Here is an 11,754-nt window from a genome sequence, read left to right on the forward strand (position 1 = left end):
GACACAGATGACCGCGATGACCGAGACACTGCGGCGCCTCGGCGCTCGTCACCCCCGGTACTGCGCACGCGCGCGGCCGGTCGCCAGAGGGTCCAGGCGCACGTCCAGCAGACCCTCGGCATCGCCCGCGATGCGCGCCAGCGTCTGGCCGAAGGGATCGGCGAACTGGCTTTCGCCGCAGAAGGCGTAGCTGTCGCCGGGACCGGCGCGGTTGGCCATGGCGATGTAGCACTGGTTGTCCATGGCGCGCACGGGCACGGCGTGGCGATGGATGTGGCCGTAGGGGTGCATCATCCCGTCCATCAGCACGATCAGGTCCACGCCCTGCACGCCCAGGGCGCGGGCCGGTACCGGAAACTCGATGTCGAAGCAGATCAGCAGTCCCACTCGCAGGCCGCGCCATGTGCAGACGGGCTGGCGATCCCCGGCCTCGAAGACCCCGTGGTCCGAGTCGTAGAGCATGGTCTTGCGGTAGTGCAGCAGCACCTGGCCATCGGCATCGATCAGCAGGCCTGCGTTGAAGTGACGGCCCCGGTCTGCTTCGGCCAGGCCGATGGCGACGGCCACGCCGGCTTGCCGCGCGGCCTCGCGCAGCGCAGTGGCCGAGGGGCCGTCCAGCGGCTCGGCCAGCTGCGCCACGTTGTCCGGCCGGGGAAATCCGCTGATGCAGGTTTCGGGAAAGACCAGCAGGTCGGCCTGCCCCGCGCTGGCCCTGATCGTCTTCAGCGTCATCGCCAGGTTGCCGGCAATGTCGCCGTCACGCAGACGGGGCTGGATGATGCGGATGCGGTGCTCCGTCATGGTGTGCGCTCCTTGAGATGCAAAGGGTGGCTGTCCTGCCGCGGCTGGCAACTGGCGGCCTCCTCGGCCTGCAGATCCAGGTTGCGGGCCAGCACCCAGTAAAGGCTGCCGGCTACGAGAATGCCCGGCAGCCAGGCGAAGTCCACGCCGCCGAGCCGCTGCGCAGCCCAGCCGATGAAGACCGCATGGCCGTCCGTGGCGTCGTGGATGTGGAAGAAGGGCACCATGGCCGCAAAGCCGCCCAGATAGGCGCAGATGCCGCGCCAGCCCCAGGCGCCGTAGATGCCCTGTGGCGTGAAGAAATCGGCGATGGCGTAGCGGCCCTTGCGCACCAGGAAGTAGTCCACGAGGTTGACCGCCGTCCACGGCACCAGGAAGTACAGCAGCAGCGCCAGGAAGGAATGCAGCAATGCCACGCCGCTGCCCTGGATGGACAGCACGCACGCGAGGATGGCGGCGCTGATGGCGGCGATGGCACCGATGCGTGCACCGAGTGTGCCGAGTGCTTCGCGTGCACCGCGTGCGCTGCGTGTGGGGCGCAGGCCGCCCAGCGAATCCGCCGCCGTGAGCACGGTCAGCGCCGCGCTGTAGGTGTTGAGGGCGATGATGGGCACGAAGGCCACGACGGCCAGGGCAGGCAGCAGCCGGTCCGCGACCGGGAACAGGTCGGTGCCGATCCGTCCCAGCGCCGCCAGCGCGTCGCCGGCCTGCAGCCGCTGCGCCATCCACGCGCCCAGCCCGATCATCCAGGCCCCGGACAGCGAGGCGCCCAGGAAGATGGCCGCGATCAGACGGCGGGGCGCGGTATGGCGCGGCAGGTAGCGCGAATAGTCGGACACATAGGGCGCATAGGAGATGTTGTAGCTGGCCGCGATGGTGAACTGCGCGGCAAAGGCGCTCCATGCGAATCCTGGCAATGGCTCCGGCCGAACGTGCAAGGCGGGCTCGCCCATGCCTGCCAGCAACGCCAGCGTGGCCAGCGCATACAGCGGCAGCGCCAGCATCAGCGCGCAGCGGAAGGCCCTGTGCATCACATCGTGGCCGCAGACCGCCAGCACGGCGCCCACCGCCACGGCCACGCAGGCCGTGGGCGCTGGCGGCAGGCCGAACACGGCCTGCATGCCCTGCATGATGAGCGAGACGTTGACGACGTTGAACCCCGTGAACACCAGCAGCGTGGCGCACAGCGGCAGGGTGACGCCGCGAAAGCCGAACTGCGCGCGCGACTGGATCATCTGCGGCAGCCCCAGCTGCGGCCCCTGCGCGCCGTGCAGCGCCATGAACAGCGTGCCGAACATGATGCCCAGCGTCCCGGCCAGGGCGCTCCAGGGCGCCGAGAGCCCCAGCGACGGGCCGACGAAGCCGATGGAAAGCGTGAAGAAGTGGAAGTTGCCCAGGAACCAGAACGGCCCCTGGTCGGCGAGCCGCGCGTGGCGCTCGCTGTCGGGAATGCAGTCGATGGACCGGCTCTCCACGGCGATGCGGGCACGGCCGTGCTGTCCGCTGGCGGGGCTGTTCATGGCCTTGTCTCCCTCCCGTTGTCCTTGCTGTTGTGGGACAAATTCTAGGTAGGAGCCTGCCGCCGCTCCATGCCTGATGCGCGACGTTCACATCGACTGGAAAAGATGTTTGGCCAGCCGGCCAGCCCCTGGTGCCAAGGCGGCCGGGCATGAAAAAAGCCCGCGCCGCCTGGCTGCCACAGGGCCTGCCAGGCGGCATGGGGGGGCGTGGGTGGCGTGGGTGGCGTGCTACGCGGCTGGTGCCGATGCCGTGGGCACTGTGCCTGCGGCGTCCGCCTCCGACGGGTCGTTGCGGTGTACCAGCCGGTACAGCAGCGGCAGCACCAGCAAGGTCAGCAGCGTGGACGACAGGATGCCGCCGATCACCACCGTGGCCAGCGGCCGCTGCACCTCGGCGCCCGTGCCCGTGGCAATGGCCATGGGCACGAAGCCCAGCGAGGCGACAAGGGCCGTCATCAGCACGGGGCGCAGCCGGGTGAGCGCGCCCTCGGTCACGGCGTCGGGCACGCTGGCGCCCTGTTCGCGCAAGGTTCTGATCCAGGAGATCATGACCAGGCCGTTGAGCACGGCCACGCCCGACAGCGCGATGAAGCCCACCGCCGCCGAGATGGACAGCGGTATGTCGCGCAGCCACAGCGCCAGGATGCCGCCCGTGAGCGCGAACGGAATGCCCGTGAAGACCACCAGCCCGTCGCGCACATTGCCGAACATGGCGAACAGCAGCACGAAGACCATGAGCAGGGCCACGGGCACGACGATCTGCAGGCGGCGCGTGGCCGACTCCAGGTTCTCGAAGGTGCCGCCCCAGCGCGTCCAGTAGCCGGGCGGCAGCGACAGGCCTTGCAGCTTTTGCTGTGCCTCGCCCACGAAGGAGCCCATGTCGCGCCCGCGCACATTGGCGCTGACCACGATGCGGCGCTTGCCGTCTTCGCGGCTGACCTGGTTGGGGCCGGGCGCGGTCTCGAACGTGGCCACGGCCGACAGCGGCACGAAGCCGATGCGCCCGTCCGCCCCGCGCGGCAGGGCGATGGGCAGGCGGCTCAGGGCCTGCAGGTCGTTGCGCACGGCGTCCGGCAGGCGCACCTGGATGTCGAAGCGCCGGTCGCCCTGGAATACCGTGCCGGCCTCGGTGCCGCCCATGGCGGTGCTGATGGCGTCCTGCACATCGCCCATGTTCAGGCCGTAGCGCGAGGCCTTTTCGCGGTCGATCTGCACGGTGAGCATGGGCAGGCCCGTGGTCTGCTCGATCTTGACCTCGGAGGCGCCCGAAATCTGCTGCAGCATGCCGGCCACGGTCTGGGCGCTTTTCTCCAGCACGGCCATGTCGTCGCCGAAGATCTTCACGGCCACGTCGCTGCGCACGCCCGAGATCAGCTCGTTGAAGCGCAGCTGGATGGGCTGGGAGAACTCGTAGTTGTTGCCAGGGATGCGGTCCACCGACGCCTGCACGGCGGCCAGCAGCTCATCGCGCGGGCGCGCCGGGTCGGGCCACTCGCTGCGGGCTTTCAGCATGATGTAGCCGTCGGAGATGTTGGGCGGCATGGGGTCGGAGGCGATCTCGGCCGTGCCGGTGCGCGCGAACACGCGGTCGATCTCGGGGAACTCCTTCTTGAGCGCCTTCTCGATCTGCATCTGCATTTCCAGCGACTGCGTAAGGCTGGTGCCGGGGATGCGCAGCGCCTGGATGGCGAAGTCCCCCTCGTTGAGGTTGGGCGCGAACTCGCTGCCCAGGCGCGTGGCCAGCAGCAGGCTCAGCGCCACGGCCACGGCGGCGGCCGTGAGCACCACGGCGGGCGCGGCCATGACGCGCGCCAGCACGGGCGCATAGCCGCGGCGCGCCCAGCCCATGAGGCGGTTTTCCTTCTCGGCCACCTTGTCGCCCATGAACAGCGCAATCGCCGCCGGGATGAAGGTGATGGACAGCAGCATGGCGCCGGCCAGCGCAATGACCACCGTCAGCGCCATGGGATGGAACATCTTCCCCTCCACGCCCGTGAGCGCGAAGATGGGCAGGTAGACCACCATGATGATGAGCTGGCCGAACAGCAGCGGGCGGCGCGCTTCCTTCGCGGCGGCGAAGACTTCATGGAAGCGTTCGCTGCGCGTCAGCGACCGTCCTCGCGCCTCCTGCGCATGGGCCAGGCGGCGCACGCAGTTCTCCACGATGACCACGGCGCCGTCGATGATGATGCCGAAGTCCAGCGCCCCCAGGCTCATGAGGTTGGCGCTGACCTTGTAGTGCACCATGCCCGTGAAGGTGAACAGCATGGACAGCGGGATGATCAGCGCCGTGATCAGCGCCGCGCGCAGGTTGCCCAGGAACAGGAAGAGGATGACCACCACCAGGGCCGCGCCCTCCACCAGGTTTTTCTTGACCGTGGCGATGGCCTTGTCCACCAGGTTGGTGCGGTCGTAGACGGTGATGGCCTTGACGCCCGGGGGCAGGCCCCGGTTGATCTCGGCCATGCGCTGGTCCACGGCGCGCGAGACGGTGCGGCTGTTCTCACCGATCAGCATGAACACCGTTCCCAGCACCACCTCGCGGCCGTTGTCGGTGGCCGCGCCCGTGCGCAGCTCCTGGCCCAGGCCGACCTCGGCCAGGTCGCGGATGCGGATGGGCTGGCCCTGGGCCGAGCCCACGATGACCTCGCGGATGTCGGCGATGCCGCCCACCTGGCCTGGCGCGCGGATCAGGTACTGCTCGCCCTGGCGCTCGATATAGCCCGCCCCCACGTTGCTGTTGTTGCGCTGCAGGGCGGTGACGATGTCGGCCAGCGTGAAGCCGTAGGCCGCCAGCTTCTCGGGCGCTGGCGCCACCAGGTACTCCTTGGCGTAGCCGCCGATGGAGTTGATCTCGGTCACGCCGGGCACGTTGCGCAGCTGCGGCTTGATGACCCAGTCCTGGATCTCGCGCAGGTCCATGGGTGTGTAGGGCGTGCCGTCGGGCTTTTTCGCATCGTCCTCGGCTTCCACGGTCCACAGGTAGATCTCGCCCAGGCCCGTGGAGATGGGGCCCAGTGTGGGCGTGATGCCGGCAGGCAGGCTGTCGCGCGCCTGCTGTATGCGCTCGCCCACCAGCTGCCGTGCGAAGTAGATGTCCGTGCCGTCCTTGAACACCACGGTGACCTGGGACAGGCCGTAGCGCGACAGCGAGCGCGTCTGCTCCAGGTGGGGCAGGCCGGCCATCACCGTCTCTATGGGATAGGTGACGCGCTGCTCGGTCTCCAGCGGCGAGTAGCCGCTGGCCTGGGTGTTGATCTGCACCTGGACATTGGTGATGTCGGGCACGGCGTCGATCGGCAGGCGCTGGTAGTTGTAGATGCCCAGGCCCGCCATGGCCAGCACGGCCAGCAGGACCAGCCAGCGCTGCTCTATGGCAAATCGGATGATGCGTTCAAACATGGAGTTCTCCGTTCATGCCCGCATCAATGGGAGTGCTCGGCCGTGGCCTTGCCCAGCTCGGCCTTGAGCATGAAGCTGCCCTCGGCCACGTAGGATTGGCCGGGCTTCAGGCCTTCCAGCACCTCGGTGGTCTTGCCGTCGGCGCGGCCCACGCGCACCGGCTGGGCGCGAAAGCCCCCCTGCACGGGCACGAAGACCACGGTCTGCTGCTCCATCTTCTGCAGTGCCTGCGTGGCCACGGCCAGCGGCGCCTGCCGGGACGATGCCGTCAGCTCCACGTTCACGAACAGGCCCGGGCGCCACACGCCATCAGGGTTGGGCAGGGTGATGCGCGCGGGGGCCGTGCGCGTGTCCTGGCCGATCAGGGCGCCCACATAGGCCACCTCGCCCGTGGCCGAGGAGTCGAAGGCCGTGGCGCGCACCGTGGCCTTCTCGCCCACGCGCACGGCGGGCAGGTCGGGCGCGGCCACGCGCATCTCGGCCCAGACGCTGCGCAGGTCGGAGATGGTGAAGACCTGGGTGGTGTCCTGCACGGCCTCGCCCACGGACAGGTGCTTTTCCACGATCACGCCGTCAAACGGCGCGCGCAGCTCGAAGCGGTTGAGCCCGCCCGCACCACCGCCGGCACCGGCGCCCGTGGCGGCCAGCTTCTGCTGGGCGTTGGAGACGGCGATCTCGGCCTCGCGCAGCGCCTGGCGCGCCTGCAGGTAGTCCTGCTCGGCCGAGACCTTCTCCTCCCACAGCTGCTTTTCACGTGCGTAGGTGGTGCGGGCCAGCTCCAGGCGCTTGCTGGCGGCCAGCAGTTCGCTGCGCTGCTCGGACACGGCGGCGCTGCTGAGCACGGCCAGCAGCTGGCCCTTCTTCACGTTCTGGCCCAGGTTGGCGGGAACGCTCTCGGCAATGCCGGCCACGCGCGGCACGACGTGGGCCGTGCGGTCTTCGTTGAAGCGGATCTCCCCGGGCAGTTGCAGCACGGAACGCACGGTGGCCGGACCGGCCTCGGCCAGGCGCACGCCGGCCGCCTGCATGCGCTGGGCGTCCATGGCGATCAGGCCTTCGTCGTCGCCATGGCCGGCTTCTGCAGCCGGTTTGGCGGCAGGTTGGGCGGCAGGCTTGGCCTCGGCTTTTTCCGCCTTGGAATCTTCATGGTGTTCATCGTCGGCATGGCCTTCATCGTGCTTGTGGCCATCGGCTGCGGCTGCACCGTGGTGCTCGCCATCGGCATGGCCTGCGGCCTCGCTGTGGCCGTGGCCATGGCTGTCGGCCTTGGCAGCGCCCGGCGTGCCGCTGCGCAGGATCAGCGTGGCGGCCAGCGCGCCCAGGGCCAGGATGACGGCAATGGCCACGAGGGTGCGGCGCGGTCCGAGGGGGGAGGAGGAGGGCTTGGTGTTCATGGTCTGGATGCAATCAGGTTGCTATCGGAATCAGAGGCCGGATTCGGTGCCCAGCAGGCGGTCGATGTCGGCGGCGGCGCGGTGGGTGGCCAGCAGCTGGTCCAGGTACTGGCTGCGCGCCTCGGACCAGGTGCGTTGTGCGTCCAGCACGTCGAGGTAGCCGAACTTGCCCAGCGCAAAGCCGCGCGAGGCCAGCTCGTAGGCCGTGCGCGCCGTGGGCAGCACCTCCTCGGCCAGCTGGCGCGCCTGCTCGCGGCTGGCCTGCAGCAGCTCGCGCGCCTCGAACAGCTGGGCCTGCAGCTGAACGCGCGTGGCCAGCAACTGCTCCTCGGCCTGGTCGGCCAGGCGCAGGGCCTGCAGCTGGTTGCCCCGGTTGCTGTCGAGCACGGGCAGGGGCACGGAGACGCCGACCACGAGCTGGTTGCGCCCGACCTCGGTGGCGCGCTTGACGCCCAGGCTGACGGTGGGATCGGGCAGGCGCCGCGCACGCTCCAGGTCGGCCGTGGCGCGGCTTTGCTCCAGCGCCTGGCGCGCACGCAGCACGGCGGGCGCCTGTTCGATGCGCTGCTGCAGGGCTGCCAGCTCAGGCAGCTGGGGCAGGGCGTCCACCGCGCCCTCGGCCTGGCCGAAGGGGCGCACTCGCTCGCCCCACAGCGCCTGCAGCTGGCCGCGCGCCACGCGCAGGCCCGAGCGGGCCTGGGCCTGCTCCAGGCGGGCGCCGGATTCGGCCACGCGGGCCCGGGTTTCCTCCAGCGGCGCCACCTTGCCGGCCGCCACGCGCCGGGCTGCGGCCTCGCGCGCGCTGCTGGCGATCTCCAGCGTCTGCCCGGCCAGGACCACGCGCTGCTGCGCAGCCAGCACGCCGAAGAAGGCCGTGCCCACGTCGGCGCGCAGCGCAGCCTCGGCCCCCGCCAGCTCGGCCTGCGCCAGGTCGCGCCCGCGCTCGGCCACGCGCATGCGGGCCTCGCGCTTGCCGCCCACTTCCAGGGTCTGGTTCAGCTGCACGGTCAGTGTGCGGGTGCTGCGGCGCGTGTCCTCCTGCGACCAAGCCAGTTCGGGGTTGGGCCGGGCACGGCTTTGCAGCACGGCGCCATCGCTGGCCTCCAGCGCACGGCGGGCAGCACGCAGGCCGGGGTTGCCGTCCAGGGCCAGGGCCAGGGCCTGCTGCAGGTCCAGCGGCGGGCCGGCCGGTGTGGACTCGGAAACAGCGGCTGCAGATGGCGCAGCCGCATCGGCAGGCTCGCCCGCCTGCACGGCGCCGCAAGCGGTCAGCACGGCCATCACCAGCAGGGCGCGCGGCCCGGGCCAGGCGCTCCATGGTGCGTGGGAAGCCGTCCTCGACGGAAAGGACGAAGGCAAAGACATACACGGACTCCTTGCCCGCGCGCAGGTCAGGCCTGATCGTTCATCAGCCGGTCAGGCCGCTGCGGCGGGCGCGCACGGCCCATGGCCGCTGAGCGCGAGGGGATTTCAGGGGAATGCCGGTCCGGGGCAGAAACAGGGCCATGCCCGGCCGGCGGCTGCAGGGGGCGTCAGCCCTGCCAGCGGGGCCGATCGGGGCGCAGCAGCACGGCCGAGGCATGGCGGCGCAGCGGCTCGGCGAATGGCATGGGGGGAGGCGCCACCGGCGCGGCCTTGGCGTAGTGGGTGGCGACGGCCACCCAGGCATGGCACATGGAGCAATCGACGCTGAGCGACGACGGCTGGCCCTGGTCCGCCTTCTTTGCCGGTTGCCCCGGTTCGGCGCCAGCGCCCGGATCTGCGTTGGCATGGCGCTCGGCGCCCATGCCATGCAGGCTCACGCCGTGGACATGGTGGCCGAAGTGCCGGGTCTCATGCCCGTCGTGCCGGCACAGCGCAGCGGCCGCCATCCAGCTCCACTGGAACAGCAGCGCGATCACGAGAACGGCGAGGGCGGCGAGACGGGGCCGGGTCATGGAGGAGGGCATGGGGCAGGTGGGGATTGTCGTGCATGGCGTTTGCCCACAACCACGACTCCCCCAAGCCGGCGAGTCTAGGGCCGTGCGGCGACCTGTGGCTGTCGGGCACATGACAAATTTGTCATCTTGGCAAACCATGCCCTTCCCCGACAATGCTCGGCATGAAAGTCCTGGTCATCGAAGACGAAATCAAGCTGGCGGACTACCTCCGCAAGGGCCTGACCGAGGAAGGGTTCGTGGTCGATGTCGCGCACGACGGCATCGACGGCCTGCACCTGGCCACCGAGCTGGCCTACGACCTCATCGTGCTCGACGGCATGCTGCCCGGCATCGACGGCCTAGCCGTGCTGGCGGCGCTGCGCCAGTCGCGCCAGACACCGGTGCTGATGCTGACGGCGCGCGGCCAGGTGGAGGACCGCGTGCGCGGCCTGCAGGGCGGCGCCGACGACTACCTGGTCAAGCCCTTTGCCTTCTCCGAACTGGTGGCGCGCATGCATGTGCTGCTGCGCCGCAGTGTCGGCACGGCGCATCCGGCGGCCGAGGCCACCATGCTGCGCATGGCCGACCTGGAGCTGGACCTGATCCGCCGACGCGCCACGCGCGCCGGCCAGCGCCTGGACCTCACGGCCAAGGAGTTCAACCTGCTGAGCCTGCTGCTGCGCCGCCAGGGCGAGGTGCTGTCGCGCACCGAGCTGGCCTCCCAGGTCTGGGACATGAATTTCGACAGCGAGACCAATGTGGTCGAGGTGGCGGTGCGCCGCCTGCGCCTGAAGCTGGACCAGCCCTTCGAGCAGCCGCTGCTGCACACGGTGCGCGGCATGGGCTATGTGCTGGAGTCGCGCGCACCGTGAACGCCAAGGCCCCCGCCGACATTCCTCACCTGGGCCGGCGCCTGTCGCGCTGGCTGGCGCTGCAGACCATGTTGGGCCTGGGCCTGGTGTGCGCGGCCGTCTACGGGGTGGCATCGATGACGCTGGAGCAGCACCAGCACGAGACGCTGGACCTCAAGCAGCAGGCCGTGCTGCACCTGATGACGGAAAGCCGCAGCGCCCACAACGAGGCCGGTCTGGCCCACATGCTGGACGACTTTCTCACGGGCCTGGACGAGATGTCGCTGCGCATCACCGACCTGCAGGGCCGCGTGATCTACGAGCGCCTGCGCATTCCCAAGACGCCGGGCCGCACGCTGCAGCGCAGCTTCGAGGTGGTGCTGGCCGACAGTGGCCAGCATGCACAGGCCCAGCTCACCCTGGACCGCGCCGACGATGACCGGCAGCTGTCCCTGCTGGCCTGGACGCTGGCCCTGGCCGCCGTGGGCGGCGCGCTGCTGGTGTCGTTGACCGGCATCTGGCTGGTGCGCCTGGGCCTGGCGCCGCTGCGCGAACTGACCGAGCAGACGCGCCAGCTGTCGGCCCAGGACCTGCAGCGGCGCCTGGACGACAGCGGCCAGCCGCAGGAACTGCGCCCGCTGATCGCGCAATTCAACGCCCTGCTGGAACGGCTGGCCGTGGCCTACCGGCAGATGGAGGCCTTCAACGCCGACGTGGCCCATGAGCTGAACACGCCGCTGACCACGCTGATCAGCAGCTGCGAGCTGGCCCTGCGCAAGCCGCGCAGCGAGGCCGAGCTGCGCGAGGTGCTGGCTTCCAACCTGGAGGACCTGCGGCGTATGGCCGGCATCGTGGCCGACATGCTGTTTCTCTCGCAGGCCGACCGGGGCCAGGGCGCGCGCCTGGCGCCCTGGGCCAGCCTGGCTGCGCTGGCCTACGAGGTCATCGACTTCCATGAGGCCGCGCTGCAGGAGGCCGACCTGCAGGTCGTCGTCCAGGGCGACGCGGCCGCCGAGGTCGATGCGCGGCTGCTGCGCCGGGCGCTGTCCAACCTGCTGGGCAATGCCACACGCTATGCACAGCGCGGCTCCACCATCACCGTGCAGATAGGCGCACGGCCCTGTGCCCACCACGGTGGCGCCGGTGATGTGGCGCTGGCGGTGCTCAACCGGGGCCCGACCATAGCCCCCGCCGACCTGCCGCGCCTGTTCGACCGCTTCTACCGGGCCGACGCCGCGCGCAGCCAGGCCGACCGCAACCATGGCCTGGGCCTGGCCATCGTGGCCGCCATCGCGCGCATGCATGGCGGGCGCTGCTTTGCCGAGTCCGAAGGCGGCTTCACGCGCATCGGCCTGGAACTGCCCGACAGCCCGAGCCCGCCGCGCGATTCCCCGGCCTGAACACAGGCACCGGAGCGGCGGCACAATGGCGCCCCATGACGCAAGACGCCCCCTCCTCCTACGCAACGCTGCTGGCCGAAGGCAATGCCCTGGTGGCCCAGGCACAGCGGGCCGCCACCCAGGATTTCGCCCAGGCCAGGGCGCTGTGGCAGCAGGCCGGCAAGCAGTTCTACCTGGCCCACAAGGCCGACCCCGACCAGGCCGAGGGCGCGTTTCGCCTGGCCCAGGCCTGGATGGCCGAAGCCCATGCGCTGCAAAAGGAAGAATCGCCAGACGCCGTGGTGATGTGGCGCAACGCCGCCGCGCAATGCGAGCTGGCGTTCGACCTGGAACCCGAAAACGGCCGCCTGGCCATGACGGCCGCCAGCTGCCACATGTTCGGCGGCCAGCATGACGCGGCCAAGGCCTGGCAGCAGATCGGCCAGCACCTGCTGCCGCCGGCGCCCGAAGGCGACGGCGCCTGAAGC

The 11,754-nt window shown here is 70.3% G+C and carries 9 protein-coding genes; 3 read left to right on the forward strand and 6 right to left on the reverse strand.

The features are described 5' to 3' along the window. Positions 1–48: 48 nt before the first annotated feature. From BO996_RS05575 to BO996_RS05600, 6 genes are all read right to left on the reverse strand, one after another. Positions 49–801 carry a carbon-nitrogen hydrolase family protein gene (locus BO996_RS05575; RefSeq protein WP_071954218.1) on the reverse strand — a complete coding sequence of 251 codons (753 nt, stop codon included), beginning with the start codon at positions 799–801 and terminating at the stop codon, positions 49–51. Further along, positions 798–2,321 (reverse strand): purine-cytosine permease family protein, encoded by a 1,524-nt coding sequence (locus BO996_RS05580; RefSeq protein WP_071954219.1) that lies wholly within the window; start codon positions 2,319–2,321, stop codon positions 798–800. Before BO996_RS05580 ends, BO996_RS05575 begins: the two co-directional genes overlap by 4 nt. 228 nt (positions 2,322–2,549) lie before the next feature. Continuing rightward, the gene (locus tag BO996_RS05585; RefSeq protein ID WP_043820374.1) at positions 2,550–5,723 is read right to left on the reverse strand and encodes an efflux RND transporter permease subunit; all 3,174 of its coding nucleotides are present in this window, start codon (positions 5,721–5,723) and stop codon (positions 2,550–2,552) included. A 23-nt stretch (positions 5,724–5,746) separates the two neighbouring features. Then, complete coding sequence (locus BO996_RS05590) at positions 5,747–7,117, reverse strand: efflux RND transporter periplasmic adaptor subunit (protein WP_071954220.1); 1,371 nt, start codon at positions 7,115–7,117, stop codon at positions 5,747–5,749. A 30-nt stretch (positions 7,118–7,147) separates the two neighbouring features. After that, on the reverse strand, positions 7,148–8,482 hold the full coding sequence (locus BO996_RS05595) for a TolC family protein (protein WP_071954221.1): 1,335 nt from the start codon (positions 8,480–8,482) through the stop codon (positions 7,148–7,150). 167 nt (positions 8,483–8,649) lie between these two features. Next, a complete protein-coding gene (locus BO996_RS05600; protein WP_232240467.1) occupies positions 8,650–9,066 on the reverse strand; it encodes a hypothetical protein in 417 nt (138 codons plus the stop codon). Between the two features lie 152 nt (positions 9,067–9,218). Between BO996_RS05600 and BO996_RS05605 the strand changes: the two genes are divergently transcribed. The 3 genes from BO996_RS05605 to BO996_RS05615 are packed head-to-tail and all read left to right on the forward strand — an operon-like array spanning position 9,219 to position 11,751. Continuing rightward, positions 9,219–9,908: a heavy metal response regulator transcription factor gene (locus BO996_RS05605; protein WP_169807217.1), complete on the forward strand. Its 690-nt coding sequence runs from the start codon at positions 9,219–9,221 to the stop codon at positions 9,906–9,908. After that, on the forward strand, positions 9,905–11,287 hold the full coding sequence (locus BO996_RS05610) for a heavy metal sensor histidine kinase (RefSeq protein ID WP_071954222.1): 1,383 nt from the start codon (positions 9,905–9,907) through the stop codon (positions 11,285–11,287). The genes BO996_RS05605 and BO996_RS05610 overlap by 4 nt, the downstream gene beginning before the upstream one ends. A gap of 35 nt (positions 11,288–11,322) precedes the next feature. After that, positions 11,323–11,751: a hypothetical protein gene (locus tag BO996_RS05615; RefSeq protein ID WP_013804407.1), complete on the forward strand. Its 429-nt coding sequence runs from the start codon at positions 11,323–11,325 to the stop codon at positions 11,749–11,751. The last annotated feature ends 3 nt before the right edge of the window (positions 11,752–11,754 follow it).

The sequence above is a fragment of the Delftia sp. HK171 genome (assembly GCF_001886655.1).
GTDB lineage: Bacteria > Pseudomonadota > Gammaproteobacteria > Burkholderiales > Burkholderiaceae_C > Comamonas > Comamonas acidovorans.

Bases quoted from the DNA above. Each gene is read 5' to 3' on its own strand.
- BO996_RS05585 (WP_043820374.1), bottom strand. From the start codon at position 5,723: ATGTTTGAACGCATCATCCGATTTGCCATAGAGCAGCGCTGGCTGGTC.
- BO996_RS05595 (WP_071954221.1), bottom strand. From the start codon at position 8,482: ATGTCTTTGCCTTCGTCCTTTCCGTCGAGGACGGCTTCCCACGCACCA.
- BO996_RS05600 (WP_232240467.1), bottom strand. From the start codon at position 9,066: ATGCCCTCCTCCATGACCCGGCCCCGTCTCGCCGCCCTCGCCGTTCTC.
- BO996_RS05590 (WP_071954220.1), bottom strand. From the start codon at position 7,117: ATGAACACCAAGCCCTCCTCCTCCCCCCTCGGACCGCGCCGCACCCTC.
- BO996_RS05575 (WP_071954218.1), bottom strand. From the start codon at position 801: ATGACGGAGCACCGCATCCGCATCATCCAGCCCCGTCTGCGTGACGGC.
- BO996_RS05615 (WP_013804407.1), top strand. From the start codon at position 11,323: ATGACGCAAGACGCCCCCTCCTCCTACGCAACGCTGCTGGCCGAAGGC.
- BO996_RS05605 (WP_169807217.1), top strand. From the start codon at position 9,219: ATGAAAGTCCTGGTCATCGAAGACGAAATCAAGCTGGCGGACTACCTC.
- BO996_RS05580 (WP_071954219.1), bottom strand. From the start codon at position 2,321: ATGAACAGCCCCGCCAGCGGACAGCACGGCCGTGCCCGCATCGCCGTG.